This is a genomic window from Pseudomonas sp. S2_H01 (assembly GCF_054668305.1).
The window spans coordinates 433,925-453,793 of record NZ_CP162756.1 but is presented as its reverse complement, the minus strand read 5'-3'; the positions used below and the strand labels follow the sequence as shown (position 1 = coordinate 453,793).

Genomic DNA, 19,869 nt, shown 5'->3' with positions numbered 1-19,869 from the left:
TTGGAGAGGTATGGATGAAGGCTCTGCTCCTAACGTTCGGTTTGATCTGGGTTGGTTCAGCAGGAGCTGACGCTATCGAAGTCGTCACGGAGGACTCATCCTATACCTACGTACAACAGGGAAAAGTCGTTGGCCCCGCCACCGAGGTGGTAAAGGAAACGTTGAAGCAAGCAGACATCGCTGACTACCATTTAACGCTTTACCCGTGGGCCAGGGCTTACAGTCTTGCGACACAAAGACCGAACGTGTTGATTTACCCGATCGTTAGGACGCCGGAGCGTGAGACGTTGTTCCGCTGGGTGGGAGAATTGGCGACCGTAGCAATATTTCTCTACAAGTTTCGTGATCAGACGGGCGTGCGAGTTGACAGCTTGGAGGCGGCGAAGGCGTACACCATCGGTGTGGTCAGAGATGATTCACGAGAGCAATACTTACGCGCTCAAGGCTTTCAGAAACTGGTGGTGTCTGCGGACAATGATGAGAATTTTCGACTGTTCAGTTTGCATCAGGTACAGATGATTCCGATGCCTGAGAGAGACGCCAAGTCATTCTGTGCCGAGAAGCACATTCCCTTTGGGGATCTCGAAGTCGCCTACCCGTTGCATGATTTGAAGAAGGGAATCTTCATGGCCTACAGCCTCGGTACTTCAGACGAACTGGTATCGCGGACGTCCCAAGCCTTTAGATCGGTTGTGGCAAGCGGCGCGCTGCGAAAAGCGATGGGTGAGTGACAGGAGCGTTGCAGCTATTGCAGCGCCGGCGCCCTGAGGTGACATTTGTTGCCTCAGGGCGTCATCGCTCAGAATGCTCAGGCGTTGAACAGGTCCCGGTGTAGCGTTACAAACTCCTGAACCGTCATCGGCGCCTGACCGGTTACGTCCCTGATGATCGAGTCCTCCCCCTCAAAGACGCCGTGCTGATAGTCCTTAGCGACTTCAATCAAGTGCTGGATAATAAATGGCGGCAATCCTGCGTCGGCCATTTCCTGATGATACTGCTCAAGGGTGATAGGAACGTATTGGACTGGACGCCCCAGTACCTCTGCGACTGCATCAGCCACACCTTGCTGACTGAGTTCAACAGGACCATGCAGGGTGTATGTCTTGCCATGATGCGGTTGCGGGTTTAGCAAAATATCGGCAATCAGACGCGCTTGGTCTTCTGCTGCGATCGGGGCATGACGGCCGTTACCGAATGGGAGGCGAATTTCACCGTCCTCTACGATGTGCTTGCGCCAATGCGGGTAGATCAACCACTGCGAGAAGTAGGTTGGACGCAGGTGCGTCATCGCGAGACCTGACCAGTCAAATACACGTTCAGCGGTGTAGTGATCCAAGGCTGCGTCGCTCTGCGCCACCCGGCGCGCTGAGATCTGCGACATGTTGATTACCGATTCAACGCCTGCCTCCTTTGCCGCCAGCGCAAAGCGAGCAGTGGCATCGATTAGGCCTGGAGCAATCGGAAAAATGAAGTAAGCCGATTGAATGCCTTCCAATGCTGCACGTACTGCGTCGAGGTCTAGCAGATCGCCGACCACGACCTCCGCTCCAAGACCGCGTAGTTCCTCAGCTCGGTCATCATCTGTCCGTACGAGGGCGCGCACCGCGACGCCTTTGTCGCGAAGGATTTCGACAGTTTTTCTGCCGGTAAAGCCGGTTGCACCGGTTACAAGGATGGTTGCTTTGGTCATGAGTCTGTCCTCAAAAAGCTGCTTGCGCAGCGCAGATGTTTATATGATGATTGCAATATTATTAGATGGTGGTCACCATCTAAGTCAACTTATTTTTTGATCCAGGTGGATGCGATGCGCAGAACCAGAGAAGAGGCGGCGGCCACGCGGGATAAGATTGTGGAAGCCGCAGCGGTAGAGTTTCGTCGTCACGGAATAGATGGCAGCGGTCTTACAGGGTTGATGGCCGCGGCGGGTCTTACGCAGGGTGGGTTCTACAAGCACTTTTCATCCAAGGCGCAGCTGGTAGCTGAAGCAACGAAGGTGGCGGTCGATGGACTCGTCGAAGAATTGCAAATGCTGCTGCCAAAGGTAGAGAGCAGAGAAAGGTTCGGCGTCCTGGTGGGTGGATATCTTTCGCAGTCACATCGAGATGGTGTCGCTGGTTGCCCTTATGCGGGGGTGGGCAGTGAGCTGGCGCGTGCTGAAAAACCAGTACGGGACGTCGCCTTAGAGGGGTTTGAACGCATGGTGACGCTGCTGGCTGATCAGTTGGAGGGTCAGAGCAAAACCTTAACGCGAGAGCAGAGCTTATTGGCAATGTGCGCGATGATGGGGGCGCTGACCATTTCGCGGATGGCGGAAGGTGCGCCGTTGGCCGACGAAGTGCTTGAGGCTGTGGGCAACCGATTAGTCGATGTGCGTTAGTCGGTCAACCGATCGCTTCTTCAAAAGCCTGTCGCGCAGGTCGGTCAACGCCGCGAGCAGCTTCATTACGTCCTCGAACAGTAGGTGAATGGCTTCTGGACGCAATTTGGTCCAGCGCGCGTGCTTTAAGCGCCTGCTCCTCTCCGGTCAGCTTGACCCGTACCTGACGTTCGTCGTTCATATCCCGGCTACAGGAAACCAAGCCGGTTTCCAGACGCTTGACCGGCGGGTCAGGTTGCTGGACTCCAGCATTGTCTTTGATATGTCGCTAGAGCTTCGGCTTCGGGATTTGTGAGGCGTCGGCAGCAAATCTCATTGTTGTGCTTAGCTGACTCGCGAATCGCTGTCGCCAGAATTGCCTTAAGGTCTTTAATACCTGCCCGGCACGCCAGGCAATTCCATTTCACCACGCTTGCGATGGGGCCGCGATGATCAACTTGGACTCAAGTTTTCGCAGGTTCCTCGGCCCACAGTTTGATCACGGACGACATGAATTTTTTTGCGAGTGCAGGATCGCTGGAGGCCCGAGCGATCAGAAGGGCGCCGGCCATCGAAGACATCATCTGCATGGCGCGCTCTTCCGAGGTGTGATTGGAGTCACCATCCTTCTTTTCCATGATCACAGCAAGCATCCGCCGTAAGCCCTCTGTATAGGTTTCACTGACTGCGCCACCCATGCGTGCTACATCGGCTGCAAGGGTCGGCATCGGGCAACCGTCCTGCTTATTCTGCAGATGGTCATTGCTAAGGTAACCCTTAACGATGGATTTCGCCGAACGCTTCGATGACCATAACTCGCAATACTCGTCGAATGTGCGAGCGATCGCGTCGGACACCAGTTGCTCTTTGCCCTCGGGAAACTGGCGGTAGAAGCCGCCGTGAGTGAGGCCGACGGACTTTGACAATTCGCCGATTCCGATGCCGTCGATGCCATGTTCGCGATACAGTTTGGAGGCCGCGACTAGGATTTTTTCCCTGTTTAGCGTGCTCTGTTCTTTCGTTACTTTCATGGCAGCCTCTGGCTAAATCCGTCTCTGAAGTATACCGCCCGGGTGGCAGATCACCGATGTTGCTCGTCATCATTCTGGCCATAGATATCCGACGTTTTAACGTCAGCAGACCAGTAGCCTGCGACTGTTTCGGTCAAGTCCCTGGACAGAGCGCTGTCGTTGAGGGCATTAGCCATCAGCATGGCTCCGGCCATCGAGGCGAGTAGACACATGGTCTTGGTGCGCGCTTCGGGGTCGGTGTTCTCACCCTCAAGGTGGCGTTGCAGTGAGCTGATCATGTCCTTCACGCCTTGAGTGAACGCATCGCGGATCTTTTCTCCGCATCTGGCGACATCTGAACCCAGTGTTGGAATCGGGCATCTCTCTTTAGGGTCGCGGTGCAACTGCTCCGCAAGGTAGTGCCCCACTATGCAATCAAGTGATTCAGCGGCGTCCCATTCTCGAAGCACATCGGCGAACGCCCCGCATACCGCTTCAGCTGCTAGTTGTTCCTTGCCGCCAGGGAAGTGGCCATAGAAGCCGCCATGCGTCAGCCCCGCGGCTTTGGTGAGTTCACTGATGCCGATGCCATCGATACCGCGCTCCCGATAAAGGGCGGTGGCTGCGCGCAGAATGGCTGCCTTGTTGAGTGCTGCCTGTTCTTTACTGACTTTCATTTGCCTCCTTAGGAACACCTGAAAAAGCATATTGACAAGATCGGGCTTCGTCGTAATGATGATAGTCGTAATCTTTGAAGATGAAAATCCTCCATGGCTAATTGCACTCAGCCGAAGCCTGTTTCGGCGACGAGAGGCGACTGGCAGTCACCGTGCGTGAGGTTTTTGGCAGAAGATCTGCCAGCATTAACCACGCTTTGGTGCCAAGGAAAGGTTGAGACTGACGGTCCTTTTTGCCCTATGAATGGGAGACGTTCTGTATGACAGATGGCTCCCTCAAATCTTTCGATCTGAATTTACTGATCGTATTCTCGACGTTGATGAAAGAGAAAAGTGTCACCCAGTGCGCCTGCAAGCTGAACGTAGGTCAGTCTGCGGTGAGCAATTCACTCGTTCGCCTGCGCGCAGCCTTCGACGATCCTCTGTTCATACGTGCAGGAAGAGGTGTCGAGCCCACACAGAAGGCGCTCAACATTGCTCAACTCATCGGACCAGCGTTGGACCTCATACAGTTGGCACTCGAAGAGCCTAAAGAAGTTTTTAAGCCCGAGGCCTGCCGAGAAGAGTTTTCAATAGCCGTCAGCGGCGGCGTCTGCGCGTCATTGATTCTTGGGCTGATCACGCCGATCAGGGAGCAAGCTCCCTGGGTTGCGATGACTGTTGAGCGTGCGGAGTCCAGCGCTGTTCCAGGTCTTCTGGCTCTGAGTGATTCTTCAGTGGGGATCGGCTATTTCAAGCACGATATCAAGGGCTTCGAATCCTCAACGTTGGTTCCGTGCCGAAGCGTTCTAGTCAGAGCGCAAGGAACGCCCCCAGTGACCTCTATCAGCGACTTGTGCGGTCGCCCCCACGCTGTTGTGCCTTTCGGTGACGGATTGGAAACCGATGTAGATAAGCAAATTGCCAAATTCGATATGCAGCGGCGGATCGCTGTGAAACTTTCCAGTACGGACGCCCTAGAGGATGTTATCGCTGGCACAGACATCGTTGCGGTGATGCCTGACTTCGAGGCACACCGACTAAGGGACCCTTCCCGGTTTTCCGTAGACGCGCTTCCGGATGAGCTGGAGTCGAGCTTTGATCTGCGTATGACCTGGTCGGAAGGCAAAGCCGTTTCAGCCCCCGACGTTTGGTTCAGAAAACAGGTATCTGATCTGATTCAAGCCGTATCGCATGAGTTTTCTCAGCCGGGCCGCGCTTTCAAAAGTTTGGATGAAGCGGGTGCACAGTGCATAAAGCAATGAGCCGGGGCTGTTCCTTGAAAACATTACGCAGTAGGAGACCATATGGCTCGTTACGGTCCAGATAGGGCGTCGCTAACGCGCGCTCGAGTGGTCGAATCTGCGGCCAGGCTTGTACGCGAGCATGGCGTCGATGGAGCAGGGCTTAAGCTCATCATGCATTCGGTCGGACTTACGACTGGCGGTTTCTACAAGTATTTCAATTCCAAAGATGAGTTGATGGCAGAAGCCCTCACAGCAGCTACGGCCCCGCTCGATGATCTTGATGCATCCAAGGTTTCCGTTGCCGAAGCACTTGATATCTATCTCTCCCGAGAGCATCGAGACCGGCCAGGATCAGGGTGCGCGGTCGCCGCAGTCGTCAGTGATGCCAGCCGATCCGCTGGATATGTCAAAGACGCATATACCGAGAAAGCGATTTTCAAGCTCGACTTCTTTGAGACGCTTATGGGGCAGCGACCGGATGCGCGTGAGCTAAGCATATTGATGGTCTGTGCATGCCTCGGTGCAGTGAATCTATCGCGGGCTGTTAGTAGTGAGCATCTGTCTGACGAAATCCTCGAAGCGGTCTCCAAAAAACTGAAGGCTCTTGAGGATCAGGCGTCGTAAAAACTCCTGATCGTCCGCCGCCATTTAATTTGGTTTCACCCAGCAGAACCAAACCGCGAGGGCTAAATCACCTCGCGGATTCATCAAGCACGTCACCCGTTCAACCTGTAGTCGACCTCGCTTTCCGTGAAGTCCGTTCAGCGTATCGCTCCTATTGATAGCGATCGACATCTTTACACTATTAATGGTGAGGCTTATCATCATTAAATCGCTAGGGTAGGTCGTATTTCACCCTGCGCCATTACCAATTGCGTGAAACGGGGCAGCCTGGCTTGGCCCGTTAACTTTGTGGGCCTAAGCAAAGGGGATATCCCGTGTATACAAAACCGTTCGAACCGCAGATGCGGTCGGCCAAAGGCCGCCTGCTCAGCAACAAAATGTTCGTCAAAGCCATTGGCGGAAGCCTGTTGTCGGCAGCCATCTGCGCGGGGCTTTTCATTGGCCTGGGCGAGACCGACGTATCGGCAGCCGACGCTGCACCGCCGGCCGCAGAGGTCGTTGTCAGCAAGCCTCTCGTTCAGGATCTGGATAAGCGGCTGAGCTTTCTCGGCCAGTTCTCCGCCGTCGACAAGGTGGAGCTGAGAGCGCAAGTGGGTGGCACCCTAATGGGCATTCACTTCAAAGACGGGCAGTTAGTTCAGAAAGGTGCGTTGCTGTTCACCGTCGACCCCGTCCCCTACGAGATTCGGCTGGCACAGGCAAAATCGCAGTTGCAGCGCGCAACTGCTCGTCTGGCTTACGCGAAGAGTGAATATCGCCGCGCCGACGAACTGGCCCGTAATGACGCAGGGTCAGTGCAGAGCCAGGAACAGCGCAAAGCTGAGTGGCAGGAAGCTGAAGCTGCAATCGCGGATGCCAACGCGCAAATCAGAGACGCCCAATTCGACCTGGACCATTGCCAGATCTATGCCCCTTTTGCAGGGCGCATGGGCAATCACCAAGTGTCAGTGGGTAACTTGATCGCAGGTAGCCGCGCCGCAGGCGCGCCTACCACGCTGCTGGCCACCGTTGTGTCTCTTGATCCCATCTATCTCGACTTCGACATGAGCGAATCGGATTACCAGAAATACAAGGGTTTTAAGGCGAGCAACAAAGCGGATAGCCCGGACAAAGTTCAGATCGCCTCCGGCGGCGGACATGACTATTCGAGCGAAGGCTCTCTGGACTTCATCGACAACGTCTTGAACCGTTCAAGTGGAACGATTCATGCCCGTGCCACCGTGAAGAACACGGACCGCAGGCTTACGCCCGGGGAGTTCGCGCGGGTTCGAGTGGTAGCCGTTGCGGCCGCTCCCACATTGCTTATCCCTGACAACGCAGTGCTTCCAGACCAATCGCACTTCGCCGTAATGACCGTCAACAAGGATGGTCAGGTTGCGCCGAAGACCGTAGAAGTTGGCGATATGCGCATGGGTCTGCGTGTCATCAAGTCCGGCCTGACACCTGATGATCGCGTGATCATCGGAGGGCTGCCATTCGCAGCGCCAGGTGCAACGGTAAATGCCAAGGATGGTGAAATCAAAGCTGATAGCGATGAAGCGAAGGAATAGGCCCCATCATGCGTATAGCCCATTTTTTTATTGATCGCCCGCGGTTCGCGGTAGTGGTGAGTTGTTTCCTCACCCTGATCGGCCTCGGCGCCATGTTCGTACTGCCTGTTGCGCAGTATCCGGAAATTGTTCCACCGACTGTGCAGGTGGTGACGTCATATCCCGGGGCTTCGGCAGAGACCATCGCGCGCACTGTTGCAACGCCGCTTGAGCAGCAGATCAACGGTGTCGAAAACATGATTTACATGAGCAGTCAGTCGACTGGCGACGGCAAGCTCACAATCACGGTGACATTCCGTATTGGCACTGATCTGAACGTGGCTCAGAACCTGACGCAGAACCGCGTACAAAATGCTATTCCGAGGCTGCCGGAGGACGTTCAGCGTCTTGGTGTTCAAGTAAGAAAGGCAACGCCTAGTATCTTGCTCGCTGTGCACCTTTACTCCGATGACAGCACCAAGGACACGCTATACCTCTCCAATTACGCCACTCTTCATATCAAGGATGTTCTCGCCCGAATTCCAGGTGTGGGTGATGTGCAGTTCCAGGGAGGTCGCGAATACGCGATGCGGATATGGCTCGATCCCGATAAGGTCGCGGCGTACAACCTGAGTGCGAGTGAAGTGCTCTCCGTACTGCGTGCACAAAACCTCCAGGTTTCGGCCGGCGTGCTGAACCAGCCACCTATCAAAAGTTCTTCGGCGTACCAGATCAACATTGAGGCCCTGGGACGACTCACCACGCCTGAGCAGTTCTCTGAGATCGTGGTGAAGAGCGATGCCAATGGTCGCGTTACGCGAATTGCAGACATCGGCCGGGTGGAAGTAGGGGCGGTTGATTACGGTTCAACCGCTTTCATGGACACTAAAGATTCCGCTTCACTGCTGATATACGCACAGCCAGGTGCGAACTCGCTTGACGTCGATCACGACGTACTCGCCGCTATGGAAGAGCTGCAAAAAGACTTCCCGTCGGGTGTCGCATACAAAATCATTTATGACCCGACCATCTTCATCGGCAAATCGGTGCACGAGGTAATCCAGACGATCCTTGAAGCAATCGCGTTGGTCGTCATCGTAGTGTTCTTGTTCCTGCAGAATTGGCGCGCCACGATCATTCCCGTGGTTGCAATCCCGATCTCCCTATTGGGCTCTTTTACCGTTCTGTATCTGCTTGGCATCTCGCTGAACAACCTTTCACTGTTCGGGCTGGTACTGGCGGTGGGTATCGTCGTCGACGATGCGATCGTGGTGGTGGAGAACGTTGAGCGAAACATACACGATGGTATGTCCTCTACAGAAGCTGCGCATCGGACCATGGACGAAGTAGGCGGAGCGTTGCTTTCGATCGCCCTGACGCTGTGTGCGGTCTTCGGTCCTGCAGCATTTCTGAGCGGGATCTCGGGACTGTTCTTCAAACAGTTTGCGGTCACCATCGCAGCATCCACCATCATCTCGTGTGTGGTCTCGCTGACTCTGAGTCCTGCACTATGTGCTGTGCTGTTCAAAGCCAAAAAACACGAAGATCATGGACGCCATGGGGTGCTGCGCCGGGGAATGGACGCAACGTTTGGCCGGTTCAATCGTGGGTTTGACAAGCTTTCGCATGGTTATGGTGATTTGACCCGTCGACTTGCACGTTATCTCGGCCTAGTGCTGGCGGTGTACCTTGGCTTGATATTCCTGACCGGACTTGGCTTCCAGCGCACGCCGACTGGCTTCATTCCTGAACAAGACCAAGGCTATCTGATCACTATCGTTCAGCTTCCACCGGGCTCGTCATTGGATCGCACCGAAAAAGTCGTTCGGCAGGTTATCGATATCGCGTTGGCCACTCCTGGGATCGAGCACGTAGCTCCTTTTGTTGGACTGGACGCGACATCTTCGACCGTCGCGTCTAATGCGGGCACCGTTTTCACCGGCCTGCCATCCCTCTACAACCATGAGATGCCGGGAGTCACTGCACAGTCGGTGTTGGCCGATTTACGCCAGCGACTGTCGGTCATCAAGGAAGCCTACGTGTTGACCATCCCGCCGCCGCCTGTTCAAGGGTTGGGCAGTTCGGGCGGCTTCAAGCTGATGCTCGAAGACCGCGCAGGTCTGGGCTCAAAGGCTCTGGCTGACGCTTCGAACAAGCTGGTGGCGGCGGCGCGGCAAGATCCACACTTTGTAGGAATGTTCACTCTGTTCAATGCAGGCTCGCCTTCCATCTTTACTGACATTGATCGCGTGAAGGCAGAAAAAGTCGGTCTCAAGCCTGCCGACATCTTCTCGACGCTTCAGGTTTACCTTGGCTCCCAGTACATCAACGACTTCAACTATCTGGGGCGCACCTACCAGGTCATTGCTCAGGCAGACGCTAAATTCCGGGCATCACCGGAGGACATCACCCGCCTGAAAGTCCGTAACGAAGCAGGCGATATGGTGCCTATTGGCTCGGTCGCCAGCGTCGAAACCAGCACCATTCCTTACCGAGTCCCGCGCTACAACCTATACCCAGCGGCAGAAGTGTTAGGTGCCGCCGCTCCTGGTGTCGCAACCGGCACAGCACTGAAAGCTATGGAAGAGCTAGCTCAGAAAACTCTGCCTAAGGGCATTGGTTTTGAGTGGACAGAGCTTGCATACCAACAACAGCAAAAAGGCACACCTACCTTGCTGGTGTTTGGCGCCGCAGCCCTCTTCTGCTTCCTCGTGCTGGTTGCTCAATACGAAAGCTGGAGACTACCTCTTGCGATCATCATGATTGTGCCGATGTGTATTCTCGCCGCCATTTCTGGACTGATCACACGTGGCATGCCGATCGATATCCTGGCGCAGATCGGATTTATCGTGCTGATAGGACTAGCGGCCAAAAACGCGATCCTCATCGTCGAGTTTGCCAAGCAGAATCAGGATGAAGGTGCGAGCGCTGTAGACGCAGCAGTCCACGCAGCCAAGACTCGTTTGCGCCCGATCTTAATGACGTCCTTCGCATTCATCCTGGGCGTTGCACCACTGACCCTCGCAACTGGTGCTGGGGCCGAGATGCGTCAATCGCTAGGCACCACTGTGTTCTTCGGCATGCTGGGAGTGACTTGCTTCGGCTTGCTGTTCACACCCGCGTTCTACATTTTCATCCGTAAATATTTCCATGGGAGGCGTTGATGCTAGGTAAAACTTTTCTCGACCCTCAGATGGAGGCTACCAGTATGAGGAAAAAATCGGGTGTGTTCGCATGGGCGCTATTGGCTGCCTTCGGCCTGTCCGGGTGCATGGTTGGACCGGACTACAAACAGCCAGAGGTGACACTGTCACCCTTCCATAACCAATTGGCCAAAGCCAACCAAGGTCAAAGCGACTCCGCGGAACTCGCCACTTGGTGGACGGGTTTCAACGATCCGGTTCTGGTGGATATCGTCAACCGTGTAACCGCGCAGAACCTTGATCTTGCCGCGTCGCTCGCGAGAGTTGAGCAGGCGAGGGCAGTGGCTAATGCTGCCGGTGCTGATCTTTATCCCACGTTGGACTTTGATGGTTCCGCTTCGAAGCAGCGCCAGAGCCTCCAGAGCCCCCTTGGCTCCCTCGGCAGAAATCTGCCTGGTTACGAGCGTAACCAGAAAGAGTTGACGGCCGGGCTTACTGCGAGTTGGGAAGCCGACCTTGCGGGCGGTTTAAGACGTGGTGCAGCCGCTGCACGGGCAGACGCCCAAGCGGCAGAAGCGGCACATCTCGGAACGCGAATCACCGTGGTGGCTGAAGCTGCAGATGCCTATATGCAGATTAGAGGTTACCAGGCACGCCTTGCGGTAGCGGCAGACCAGATCAGTACCGACGAGCGTCTTCTGAAAGTTGTGAACTTTCGACGCAGTGTCGGCGATGTCACCGGTCGTGACGTCGCTCAGGCTGAGGCATTGCTCAGGCAGGCCCGCTCGACGGTGCCAACTCTGCGCATAGGGCTTGAAGCCCAGATGAATCGGCTAGACGTGCTCATGGGTACTCAGCCTGGGACCTCAGCTGAACAGTTGTCAAAAAACACGCTGATTCCAGCGCTGCCATCAGTCAAGGACAGCCTTGCGCCGGCAGATGTGCTTCGTCGACGCCCGGATATCATGGCAGCCGAACGCAAACTTGCTGCTTCCAATGAACGTATTGGTGCTGCCATTTCGGACTATTACCCGAAGGTCTCGCTGTCCGGTGCTCTTGGCTATGACAGCGTCACCGGCAACCGGATGTTCAGCTCCCGCTCTTTCCAGCCATCGATTACAGGTCTCGTCCGTTGGCGCCTGTTCGATTTCGGCAAAATCGACGCAGAGGTCGCGCAAGCTAAAGGCGAGAACGCAGAGGCTTTGGCGGAGTATCGCCAGTCAGTCTTGAAAGCTGCTGAGGACGTGGAAAATGCGCTGGTTTCTCTGTCTCAAACGCAGGAGCGTACCGATGAGTTAACGGAAGAAGTCGCTGCACTGACGCGCGCGCGCGATCTCTCCGAGAAAGCCTACAAGGCCGGCGCAACGCCGCTCACTGACGTGTTGGATGCCAACAAGGATCTGCTGGTGGCCAGGGACGGTTTGAACAGCACTCAAGCTGATTCTGCCCGCGCAGCAGTCAGTCTTTTCCGTGCCATCGGCGGTGGCTGGGAAAGCCCGCGACCGACAACCACGCAACGGTAACGAGTAGGGAAGGGGAGCATCGGGCTATCGTTCGCAGCTCCCTTTTTTCCAAAAATATTCTGGCCCATTGAGACGATTTTATTTTTGATTGTTTCGCTCCATAAATACTTGACGGGTGCTCCTGCCTGCATTAAAGTCATTTAAGGAGTTATCGCTCCACAAATGAATTTCAGCGAAATGCTGCAGCTTGAAATCGCTGCTCGGGCCCAGTCCAAACGATGATTTCTTGTTGCCTTAAATTACTTTTCCGGAGTTGAAACGATGGTTGACGAAAACGGCCCACACTACTTTGTAGCTTTCCAAACCCCTGGCCCGAAATGGGTTCCTGGCGTTAAGTACAACGAGCAGCCAGAGTTCATGGTGCACGTGAACTACATGATCGAGATGCATGAGAAAGGCCAGACCGTTCTCAGCGGTCCATTTATGGAAAAAGCAGGCGGCCTTAATGGCGTGCTGGCAGACGGCGGCATGACGATTTTCAAAGCGGCGGACCTTGAGGAAGCTACCAAGATTGCGAATGATGATCCGACTGTGCAATCTGGTTTCCTGAATGTCGAAGTCAAAATGATGTGGGTACCGTTTCACGATTGATTTCGAGAACAGGCGATCCTCTTAAGTGTTGCGGCCCGGTGAGTTGCGTGCAGCCACGGGCTATTACCAGGCCGCATTTTCATCTGAGGGGATCGCTGCGAACCGCAAGCGCGGTGAAGTGCCTATGGAAATCCCGAATTCGAGTTGGGTGCGGAACGTGGCGTAGGTGACAACATCGTGAATGCACTCCGAGTTTTCGTGGTAGCCATGAGCGGGAATGTCATCAGCAACGCTGGGCACTATCTGCAAGAAGAAGCTCCGAATCTCATAGCCGCAGAGCTAATCGAATTCTTCGACTAGGCGCGGGGACTCCAAGGGTCGATTTCTTAGGGGCGGGGTTTCGTTCTCGAAGTTCCTCTAAGGTATTTGCTGTGAACCGCTGGGGCTGGATGGTGCTCAACCAGGTATCACGTCAGCGGAAAACATCATGGCTGAAGAGAAGAAAGAACTTCCTAAAGAGACGTTCCAGCTCATTCAACCGAGCAAGAAAAGCAGCGATTGAAAAATTCCAATGGGAGGAATTCCGCCTGGTTCAAGCTAATGGCTGAGCCATAGGGGCGTTAGGATCTTTTGGCGCATTGCTCGGAGAGATATTGCGCCAAGGCTGACACTCGGGAATTGAGCGCATCCAGCTTAGCAAGCACGTCCTCAGCTTCTAAAGCATGCCCTTGGTTGAAGGCGGCGCCGACGGTAGCCTCGATTGTAGCTGCCATCTCGACTTGGTTCTCGATGACGTTTGTATATGCAGTTGTAAATTCGTCCTTCATTTTAAAATCCTTTTGTTATTTTAAAGCATCCCCGGAAGCTGAAGCGCGCAGGTCAGTGCTCGCTCATCTGCACGATCTTTCCCACCCCTGCATCCTTTGCATGCTGGCGAATCTTTGCCTCTGCGCCTTGAATGCTTTTTGCCAGCTCAATGAGCCGGATGGCTTCTTGATCTTGACCGGCTTCCGCCAAGCGCACTGAGGCGCTTAACAAGGAAGTGTAGGAGCTGTTCAGGGTCGAGGCGACCTCACGCATACTCCTGATGAGCTCTGCTGTTGGAGCATTTCGCTGTGCACGTTCGCTCACAAGACTATGCCTCGTCGGTGAGTGGGAAAACTCGCAATCACGAGCTTACCCTAGCTGTCTGAGCTCCATCTGCAGGTTGAACGAGCGGCCAATCTGCTATGAGGGTGTACTGCCCTTTGTGAGATCGGTAAAGCCCGAAGCGGTCGGCTCTGAGAAAAAACTCCGGCGGACTGCCTGCCTCTGGAACTGCAGACTGATAATCGCGCGACAAGGTGAGGTGAGGCCGAAATTCCTTTGCCCCCTTATCGTCCGCAAATTTCAACATTGCTTGGTCTAGCGCGTATGAGAGCCGCATCAGTTCTGGCGGAGCATCGTCTGGGGTCAGCACCAATGCCTTTGATTTACGCCATACATCCAGCCGGTCAAGAGCTAGCGTCAACGGCTTCCCTGGCACCTTAATCTTCGATGCGGCTGCGCAAATGTCTGCGATCTGGGCCTTATTGACATCGCCGAGAAAAAGTAGCGTGAGATGAAAATTAGTAGCAGGAACTGGCCTACCGACCCGAAGCGAAAGTGATGCCCTCCATTGGGAAATCATCTTTCTAAGAGCAGGTGAGCATGTGAGCGCGAAAAACAGTCGCGATTGCGGTTCATTGATCAACGTCATACCTCGCTCCACACCAAATTACTGTTCCTCTGGGCCCTCACGCTTCACTTCAACGGGCTCAATCAGATGCGGCCCCTGGTTACGGACATTGCCGACATCCTTTCCAACTTTGTACCAGTTAAAATCCGCGACGGGGCGGCAGTGCTCGATTGCGATCTCTGCCGCACGCTCAGGTGACGTTTCTGGATCTATCCACTCACGCGCATGCTCGGGAGCGAGCACCAATGGTCTGCGATCATGGATGTCGACCATCCCTTGATCGCTCGCAGCAGTGATGATGACGAAGCCGTCTCGCTCCTCCGGTTCAAGGCCTTGGTGCACTTGAGCCAACCCCGCAAAAAACATCGGAATCTGCTCTTTCAACGTGATGAAGTAAGGCTGTTTCTTCTTCGCATCGATGGGATCTTTGACCCACTCGTACCATCCGTTAGCCGGTGCCAAAATACGTCCGTTTGGCCACAGCTGTTTGAAGAACTTTCCCGTCATGACCGTCTCGACCCTGGCGTTTATCGGATCAGGGCGCTTGCCTTTGGCCCAGAATGGAGCCCATCCCCATTTCACCTTGTCGACACTCAACCCGCCCGCAGTTGGACGGATGATCTCCACGCGTGTCGTCGGCGCGACGTTGTAGCGTTCAATCGGCCAGAGATCGTATCCATTGATCACCAGCTGCTTTGGAGCGAGCTCCTTGAGGTAGTGATCCATGGATTCGTAGATCGAGTACCGTCCACACATGCTGTCACCCGTCGAAATTTCCTGCTTATGAGATTGACCGCAAGCAGCGTAAATCGTTAACTGTATATACGTACAGTTAATCAATCTCAAGGTTTGCATCATGAGCGTCACGATCATCGGCCCAGTGGCAGCGGGCGGCGATAAACTGCCCCTTTACTCGTTTCATGTCCCTGCAGGCTTTCCATCGCCGGCGGCGGATCACATCGAGAAGCATATCTCCCTGGACGAGCTATTCGACATCCGCGCGCCTCATGTGTACCTCGTGAAGATCGATGGCGACAGCATGCAAGGCGCTGGCATCTACCATGGCGACCTAGTGATTGTTGATCGCAGCCTGTATGCCGAGCACGGTGACATCGTAATTGCGGCGCTCAACACGGAACCACTCTGCAAGCGTCTGCACATGCGTGAGAACGAGGTGATCCTCATGTCCGAAAATCCCAAATATCCCGCGCGTCACGTGATGGAAGGGGACGAACTCGTCATATGGGGCGTCGTCAAATACAGCGTTCGCGATCATGACAAAACCTGAGCCGGTCTTTGCGCTGATCGACTGCAACAGCTTCTATGCGAGCTGCGAGCGCGTCTTTCGACCCGATCTTGCGAAGACTCCCATCGTAGTGCTTTCGAACAATGACGGCTGCGTGATCGCGCGCTCCTACGATGCAAAACCATTTGTGAAAATGGGCCAGCCGTTTTTCCAGATCAAAGACCATCTGCGTAGAAATGGCGTGGTCGCATTTAGCAGCAACTACGCGCTCTACGGCGATATGAGTGAGCGCGTCATGATGATCATTGAGTCCATGGTGCCAGCCCTTGAGGTGTACTCAATTGATGAAGCCTTTGCTGATCTGACCGGTGTGCCTGGCGATCTCACAGCGTTTGGCCGCAAGCTACGAGCGACCATTTTCAAGTACACCGGCATCCCGGTAGGCGTCGGGATTGCGCGTACCAAGACCTTGGCCAAGCTAGCGAATCACACAGCCAAACGGCTGCTCGATAAGACAGGTGGTGTCGTCGATCTCTGCGATCAGTTCAAGTGTGACTGGACGCTTCGCAACACCGAGGTCGGTGAAGTGTGGGGTGTCGGTAAGCGGATGAAAGCGCATTTTGAGGTCATGGGCATCAAGACTGCGATGGACTTGGCGAAGGCCGATGCCTGGACACTCCGGCAGAAATTCAGCGTCGTGATCGAGAAGACGGCTCGCGAGCTTGCCGGCACGTCATGCCTGGAGCTCGGAGAAGCTGATCCGCCCAAACAAGAGATCTGCTGCAGCCGGATGTTCGGCAGTCGCTTGACCGACATTGAGCCGATCAAAGAAGCCGTGGCCACGTACACCCAGCGCGCGGCTGAAAAGCTTCGGGCGCAGAACTCACTGTGCAAGAAGATCCGCGTCAGCATCCGTACAGGGATGTTCAATCCCGAAGAGGCCAAGTACGCCAGTGGGGCTTTGGTCGAGTTGCCGTATCCCACCAATGATGTGCGACTCATGACCAAGGCTGCCACCGAGGCGGTGAATCGCCTGTTTAGGCCAGGTTTCAAGTACAGCAAGGCCGAGGTCTTGCTGATGGATCTGCGTCAGCCTGATGAGTTCACCGATGACCTATTCGCTCATTCACAGCCAGCCATTGCCGATACATTGATGGGAGTACTGGATGACATCAATAGCAGGTGGGGAAGAGGAACGCTCCGTGTTGCCAGCGTGCCCAGAAACCCTGGATGGGCCATGCGTCGCGACTTGATGAGCCAGAGCTATACGACTCGGCTGGATCAGCTGTGGACGGTCAAAGCCATATAGGGAAGGGGCAAGAGGAAGCCGACATGAACAATCCAAACCAAAACCTACGCAGAGATTTGCAGGGTCTAGCAGCTGATCTCAAGTGGTCGGCCGTTGAGCTCATGAGGATTGCAGAGCGGCTGAGCCAAGCCGGCAATGATCCTGACGCTCAGGCTCTGCACCGTATGATTGCCATGTTCCAGCGTGAAGAGGATCGTCTTCAATGCTTGGTGAACGACGTTGCTGAAGGGCGGATCGTTCATGTGGAAGTAGTGCCGGGCTGACCCTGATCCTGTCCGAATAATTCCATACTGTCTTAGCTATCTATCATCCCTGCGGCAGGACGCTCAGGGGAAAGTCGAAATTTCGCATGCTGTGATGCGGTTTATCTCCGCACCTGGCTGAGCCGGCTGAGGGCTCGGGATTGGCATATCGCCAGTGCACTGTGCGCTCAACGCGAGGGGCGAAGCGCGGAGGCGCAATTCGCTAAGCATTACTACCGACTGCTGGGGCCAGTGGGCGACTAATACCATCCCTCCATCAATGTGATTTCTGGAAATACCATCGCAGGTGTGTCACCGATCCTGGGCTAGGACTGGAGATTGATGCGCTTGGGCGCTGACCTAATGGCAGACGTGTGTGGCATCACTGAAATTGCGTGATGCAGATAACGCCAGGCTGGTTGTTCACAAATACGAAGTCGGCGTCCAACTTGCAGCAGAGCGAGTCAATGATCTTCACCCCTAGGTCAGCGGTTCATCAGCCGAGGGTCAGTAACAGCTTTGTTAGCTGTGAACCGCGTGCCTGATGAACCTTTAGGCGAGACGATGCCTAATTATCTTGCCGCGCGCGTGCTGACTTGCCCTAGGCTTTCAACTAGGATGATACCAGCAGTGCCATCATTAGGATTAAGGAGCTTCACATGTCTCGTCTCGCCGAGTTCCGCAAACTCGAACAACAGCTTGCCGCTCAACTGGCCGAACTGGAAACGCTGAAAAACGACAGCGGCTTGAAGAAAGAAATCGAATTTGAATCAAAACTGCGAGACCTGTTAGGTGAATACAGTTTTAGCTTGCGTGACGTAGTCAACATTCTGGATCCGGAAAGTGGCAAAAGCCGGAGGAACGCTCCGGCAGTTGCCGAGAAAGCGACTCGCAAGGCACGCTCGGTAAAAGTCTACAAGAGCCCGCTTACAGGCGAAGTAGTGGAAACGAAGGGCGGAAACCATAAGTTGCTCAAGGCGTGGAAAGCCCAGTTTGGTAGCGCAGAGGTTGAGTCCTGGCTGACCAAATGATCTCCGGTGGTGAGTATAGGAGCCGTCCAAGCTACGGCTCTCTTGGGTTTGGAAATAGGCATCCATATCTAATAGTTTGCCCTGGTAAGACAAACTCGCCCTAAAGATCAAGCTCTAAATTGATTCAGGGTGGTCTTGAATGCTGACGGCGACCGTCTGTTCCGATTGGTCAGGCTTCAAAGACGACTATTCGATACGAGCCATCCGTGCATTTGTTTCCTTGAGATCTAAAGGGAATGCAGTGTGCAAGAAGAGGAAAAGGGTCCTACTGGTCTAAATGACTGCTTTTGGCCGATAGCCGACACTCCAGATTCCTCAGGTTCAATTCCGGACTTGGGTCACTGCCGTACACTCAACGCTAAATCAGCCCGCCGCACAGACGGTCAATCACTTTTTGCGCTTCTAATACGCCAAGGTGGTCCTGGACTGCACAACGCCAGCCTAGTACCGCAACGTTATATTGCTGCTTCTCTTCTTCCTTGATTTGTCGGTGCTCGCCCGGCCTACATTGTCGATGTCAGCTGATGCTAACCAATGGGCCAGATAAAATTCACGCAGTTTGCCGGTTGAGCCTTCCTTTTCGACAAGCGTGGTTGGCCAACCAAGCCTGGGGTCTTTATCGACGGCGTCGGATCTCAAACGCTGGCTGGGCCCCCGTCTACACCGTCACCTCATTGAACCCGGATCAATTTCAAGTTCTGCCACCACTTGTTCGATAAAGCTGCGCAGCTTGGGCGGCATACGCCGGTCGCTCGCATACAACAGGTGAACCGGTCGTGCTGGTGTCTGGAGCTGGGGAAAGAGGCGTACCAGGCGACCTTCACGAATATCGTCTGCGAGCATGATCTCAGCCCCCACGATAATGCCCAAACCGTCGCAGGCCGCAGCACGCTGTGCGCGTGCATCGTTGACTTGAAGCCGACTTTGCCGGGCGAGCTGTTGCAGATTTTCTCCGCCCAGCATTCTCCACTCGCCTGACACCGTCGCGGGCCAGGCGTTTGATCCCAGGCAATGATGACCGGTGAGGTCGTCGGGCGACAGTGGGGTGCCGTGCTCGGCAAGGTAACTTGGGGCGGCGCAGGCAATTAGCCGGTAGGGGGCCAATGGACGAGCGATAAGGCTGGAGTCGTCCAGCTTCCCGATCCGGATCGCGACCTCGAAGTCATCATCGACAAGATCCACGAAGCGGTCATTGAGCGACAGTTCTACCTTTACCTCCGGATACCGACGCAGGTAGCGGTTCAACAGTGGCATCAGGCAGTAGGTGCCGTAGGTCACAGGGGCGCTGATGCGCAACCGGCCACGTGGCGCTTCCGTGTAGTTCTCGGCCACGGCGTCGGCGGCTTGGGCTTCGGCCAGCACGCGCTTGCAGCGTTCGTAATACTGCTGGCCGATCTCGGTCAGGCTTTGCCGACGTGTCGTGCGATTTAGCAACTTCACGCCCAGACGCTCTTCCAGAGAGCTGACATGTTTGCCAGCCATCTGCGAAGAAATGCCCAGAGCTACTGCGGCCGCGGAGAATGAGCCGCTGTCTGCGGCCTTGATAAACACGGCCATGCTTTGCAATTGGTCCATCATTCAATACTCATGGTTTCGACTATCGCAATCTAAAGCCAATATTTAATCCGCCCGATTTCAAATAGCATCCTGACTATCGAGCTGACGGGCAAGGGCCTTTCAGCAATATCTCTCTGGAAAGCAGGAG

21 protein-coding genes are annotated in these 19,869 nt (G+C 54.8%); 12 read left to right on the top strand and 9 right to left on the bottom strand.

Features of this window, described 5'->3' with window-relative positions:
* The first annotated feature begins 14 nt into the window (after nucleotides 1-14).
* Nucleotides 15-731 carry a substrate-binding periplasmic protein gene (locus tag AB4N84_RS02080; protein WP_460045053.1) on the top strand — a complete coding sequence of 239 codons (717 nt, stop codon included), beginning with the start codon at nucleotides 15-17 and terminating at the stop codon, nucleotides 729-731.
* A gap of 77 nt (nucleotides 732-808) precedes the next feature.
* On the opposite strand, the gene AB4N84_RS02075 is transcribed toward AB4N84_RS02080, so the two are convergent.
* A complete protein-coding gene (locus tag AB4N84_RS02075) occupies nucleotides 809-1,690 on the bottom strand; it encodes an NmrA family NAD(P)-binding protein (protein ID WP_460045051.1) in 882 nt (293 codons plus the stop codon).
* Nucleotides 1,691-1,804: 114 nt separating this feature from the next.
* On the opposite strand from AB4N84_RS02075, the gene AB4N84_RS02070 reads away from it, so the two are divergent.
* Nucleotides 1,805-2,377 carry a TetR/AcrR family transcriptional regulator gene (locus tag AB4N84_RS02070; protein WP_460045050.1) on the top strand — a complete coding sequence of 191 codons (573 nt, stop codon included), beginning with the start codon at nucleotides 1,805-1,807 and terminating at the stop codon, nucleotides 2,375-2,377.
* Nucleotides 2,378-2,381: 4 nt separating this feature from the next.
* Here the strand turns inward: AB4N84_RS02070 and AB4N84_RS02065 are convergent, their stop codons facing one another.
* The 3 genes from AB4N84_RS02065 to AB4N84_RS02055 all read right to left on the bottom strand — a co-directional run bounded on the left by AB4N84_RS02065 (nucleotide 2,382) and on the right by AB4N84_RS02055 (nucleotide 4,043).
* Entirely contained in the window at nucleotides 2,382-2,558 is a 177-nt protein-coding gene (locus AB4N84_RS02065) for a hypothetical protein (protein ID WP_460045049.1), read from the bottom strand.
* A 262-nt stretch (nucleotides 2,559-2,820) separates the two neighbouring features.
* Nucleotides 2,821-3,387 (bottom strand): TetR/AcrR family transcriptional regulator, encoded by a 567-nt coding sequence (locus AB4N84_RS02060; RefSeq protein ID WP_460045047.1) that lies wholly within the window; start codon nucleotides 3,385-3,387, stop codon nucleotides 2,821-2,823.
* Nucleotides 3,388-3,437: 50 nt separating this feature from the next.
* Nucleotides 3,438-4,043: a TetR/AcrR family transcriptional regulator gene (locus AB4N84_RS02055; RefSeq protein WP_460045045.1), complete on the bottom strand. Its 606-nt coding sequence runs from the start codon at nucleotides 4,041-4,043 to the stop codon at nucleotides 3,438-3,440.
* Between the two features lie 260 nt (nucleotides 4,044-4,303).
* On the opposite strand from AB4N84_RS02055, the gene AB4N84_RS02050 reads away from it, so the two are divergent.
* From AB4N84_RS02050 to AB4N84_RS02025, 6 genes are all read left to right on the top strand, one after another.
* On the top strand, nucleotides 4,304-5,287 hold the full coding sequence (locus AB4N84_RS02050; RefSeq protein WP_460045044.1) for a LysR family transcriptional regulator: 984 nt from the start codon (nucleotides 4,304-4,306) through the stop codon (nucleotides 5,285-5,287).
* Between the two features lie 42 nt (nucleotides 5,288-5,329).
* Nucleotides 5,330-5,893: a TetR/AcrR family transcriptional regulator gene (locus AB4N84_RS02045; RefSeq protein ID WP_460045043.1), complete on the top strand. Its 564-nt coding sequence runs from the start codon at nucleotides 5,330-5,332 to the stop codon at nucleotides 5,891-5,893.
* Between the two features lie 314 nt (nucleotides 5,894-6,207).
* A complete protein-coding gene (locus AB4N84_RS02040; protein WP_460045042.1) occupies nucleotides 6,208-7,443 on the top strand; it encodes an efflux RND transporter periplasmic adaptor subunit in 1,236 nt (411 codons plus the stop codon).
* Between the two features lie 8 nt (nucleotides 7,444-7,451).
* Nucleotides 7,452-10,586: an efflux RND transporter permease subunit gene (locus tag AB4N84_RS02035; protein ID WP_460045040.1), complete on the top strand. Its 3,135-nt coding sequence runs from the start codon at nucleotides 7,452-7,454 to the stop codon at nucleotides 10,584-10,586.
* Nucleotides 10,587-10,630: 44 nt separating this feature from the next.
* Entirely contained in the window at nucleotides 10,631-12,088 is a 1,458-nt protein-coding gene (locus tag AB4N84_RS02030) for an efflux transporter outer membrane subunit (protein WP_460045038.1), read from the top strand.
* A gap of 261 nt (nucleotides 12,089-12,349) precedes the next feature.
* Complete coding sequence (locus tag AB4N84_RS02025; RefSeq protein WP_460045037.1) at nucleotides 12,350-12,679, top strand: YciI family protein; 330 nt, start codon at nucleotides 12,350-12,352, stop codon at nucleotides 12,677-12,679.
* A gap of 560 nt (nucleotides 12,680-13,239) precedes the next feature.
* Here AB4N84_RS02025 and AB4N84_RS02020 read toward each other — a convergent pair.
* From AB4N84_RS02020 to AB4N84_RS02005, 4 genes are all read right to left on the bottom strand, one after another.
* Nucleotides 13,240-13,446: a hypothetical protein gene (locus AB4N84_RS02020; RefSeq protein ID WP_460045036.1), complete on the bottom strand. Its 207-nt coding sequence runs from the start codon at nucleotides 13,444-13,446 to the stop codon at nucleotides 13,240-13,242.
* A gap of 52 nt (nucleotides 13,447-13,498) precedes the next feature.
* Nucleotides 13,499-13,699, bottom strand: coding sequence for a hypothetical protein (locus AB4N84_RS02015; protein WP_460045035.1), 201 nt, complete (start codon nucleotides 13,697-13,699; stop codon nucleotides 13,499-13,501).
* Nucleotides 13,700-13,787: 88 nt separating this feature from the next.
* Nucleotides 13,788-14,357, bottom strand: a complete 570-nt coding sequence (gene thpR / locus AB4N84_RS02010; protein ID WP_460045034.1) for an RNA 2',3'-cyclic phosphodiesterase — start codon at nucleotides 14,355-14,357, stop codon at nucleotides 13,788-13,790.
* Nucleotides 14,358-14,375: 18 nt separating this feature from the next.
* Nucleotides 14,376-15,092 (bottom strand): SOS response-associated peptidase, encoded by a 717-nt coding sequence (locus AB4N84_RS02005; protein WP_460046919.1) that lies wholly within the window; start codon nucleotides 15,090-15,092, stop codon nucleotides 14,376-14,378.
* Nucleotides 15,093-15,192: 100 nt separating this feature from the next.
* Here AB4N84_RS02005 and AB4N84_RS02000 point away from each other — a divergent pair, with 100 nt between their 5' ends.
* The 4 genes from AB4N84_RS02000 to AB4N84_RS01985 all read left to right on the top strand — a co-directional run bounded on the left by AB4N84_RS02000 (nucleotide 15,193) and on the right by AB4N84_RS01985 (nucleotide 18,164).
* On the top strand, nucleotides 15,193-15,624 hold the full coding sequence (locus tag AB4N84_RS02000; protein WP_074757881.1) for a LexA family protein: 432 nt from the start codon (nucleotides 15,193-15,195) through the stop codon (nucleotides 15,622-15,624).
* Nucleotides 15,611-16,891 carry a Y-family DNA polymerase gene (locus AB4N84_RS01995; protein WP_460045032.1) on the top strand — a complete coding sequence of 427 codons (1,281 nt, stop codon included), beginning with the start codon at nucleotides 15,611-15,613 and terminating at the stop codon, nucleotides 16,889-16,891. Before AB4N84_RS02000 ends, AB4N84_RS01995 begins: the two co-directional genes overlap by 14 nt.
* 23 nt (nucleotides 16,892-16,914) lie before the next feature.
* Entirely contained in the window at nucleotides 16,915-17,154 is a 240-nt protein-coding gene (locus AB4N84_RS01990) for a hypothetical protein (RefSeq protein WP_460045031.1), read from the top strand.
* A 638-nt stretch (nucleotides 17,155-17,792) separates the two neighbouring features.
* Nucleotides 17,793-18,164: a histone-like nucleoid-structuring protein, MvaT/MvaU family gene (locus AB4N84_RS01985; RefSeq protein WP_460045030.1), complete on the top strand. Its 372-nt coding sequence runs from the start codon at nucleotides 17,793-17,795 to the stop codon at nucleotides 18,162-18,164.
* Nucleotides 18,165-18,830: 666 nt separating this feature from the next.
* Here AB4N84_RS01985 and AB4N84_RS01980 read toward each other — a convergent pair.
* Nucleotides 18,831-19,739 carry a LysR family transcriptional regulator gene (locus AB4N84_RS01980; RefSeq protein ID WP_460046918.1) on the bottom strand — a complete coding sequence of 303 codons (909 nt, stop codon included), beginning with the start codon at nucleotides 19,737-19,739 and terminating at the stop codon, nucleotides 18,831-18,833.
* Nucleotides 19,740-19,869 lie beyond the last annotated feature (130 nt).

Bases quoted from the DNA above. Each gene is read 5' to 3' on its own strand.
- AB4N84_RS02080 (WP_460045053.1), top strand. From the start codon at position 15: ATGAAGGCTCTGCTCCTAACGTTCGGTTTGATCTGGGTTGGTTCAGCA.
- AB4N84_RS02075 (WP_460045051.1), bottom strand. From the start codon at position 1,690: ATGACCAAAGCAACCATCCTTGTAACCGGTGCAACCGGCTTTACCGGC.
- AB4N84_RS02070 (WP_460045050.1), top strand. From the start codon at position 1,805: ATGCGCAGAACCAGAGAAGAGGCGGCGGCCACGCGGGATAAGATTGTG.
- AB4N84_RS02065 (WP_460045049.1), bottom strand. From the start codon at position 2,558: ATGAACGACGAACGTCAGGTACGGGTCAAGCTGACCGGAGAGGAGCAG.
- AB4N84_RS02060 (WP_460045047.1), bottom strand. From the start codon at position 3,387: ATGAAAGTAACGAAAGAACAGAGCACGCTAAACAGGGAAAAAATCCTA.
- AB4N84_RS02055 (WP_460045045.1), bottom strand. From the start codon at position 4,043: ATGAAAGTCAGTAAAGAACAGGCAGCACTCAACAAGGCAGCCATTCTG.
- AB4N84_RS02050 (WP_460045044.1), top strand. From the start codon at position 4,304: ATGACAGATGGCTCCCTCAAATCTTTCGATCTGAATTTACTGATCGTA.
- AB4N84_RS02045 (WP_460045043.1), top strand. From the start codon at position 5,330: ATGGCTCGTTACGGTCCAGATAGGGCGTCGCTAACGCGCGCTCGAGTG.
- AB4N84_RS02035 (WP_460045040.1), top strand. From the start codon at position 7,452: ATGCGTATAGCCCATTTTTTTATTGATCGCCCGCGGTTCGCGGTAGTG.
- AB4N84_RS02030 (WP_460045038.1), top strand. From the start codon at position 10,631: ATGAGGAAAAAATCGGGTGTGTTCGCATGGGCGCTATTGGCTGCCTTC.
- AB4N84_RS02025 (WP_460045037.1), top strand. From the start codon at position 12,350: ATGGTTGACGAAAACGGCCCACACTACTTTGTAGCTTTCCAAACCCCT.
- AB4N84_RS02020 (WP_460045036.1), bottom strand. From the start codon at position 13,446: ATGAAGGACGAATTTACAACTGCATATACAAACGTCATCGAGAACCAA.
- AB4N84_RS02015 (WP_460045035.1), bottom strand. From the start codon at position 13,699: ATGCGTGAGGTCGCCTCGACCCTGAACAGCTCCTACACTTCCTTGTTA.
- thpR (WP_460045034.1), bottom strand. From the start codon at position 14,357: ATGACGTTGATCAATGAACCGCAATCGCGACTGTTTTTCGCGCTCACA.
- AB4N84_RS02005 (WP_460046919.1), bottom strand. From the start codon at position 15,092: ATGTGTGGACGGTACTCGATCTACGAATCCATGGATCACTACCTCAAG.
- AB4N84_RS02000 (WP_074757881.1), top strand. From the start codon at position 15,193: ATGAGCGTCACGATCATCGGCCCAGTGGCAGCGGGCGGCGATAAACTG.
- AB4N84_RS01995 (WP_460045032.1), top strand. From the start codon at position 15,611: ATGACAAAACCTGAGCCGGTCTTTGCGCTGATCGACTGCAACAGCTTC.
- AB4N84_RS01990 (WP_460045031.1), top strand. From the start codon at position 16,915: ATGAACAATCCAAACCAAAACCTACGCAGAGATTTGCAGGGTCTAGCA.
- AB4N84_RS01985 (WP_460045030.1), top strand. From the start codon at position 17,793: ATGTCTCGTCTCGCCGAGTTCCGCAAACTCGAACAACAGCTTGCCGCT.
- AB4N84_RS01980 (WP_460046918.1), bottom strand. From the start codon at position 19,739: ATGGACCAATTGCAAAGCATGGCCGTGTTTATCAAGGCCGCAGACAGC.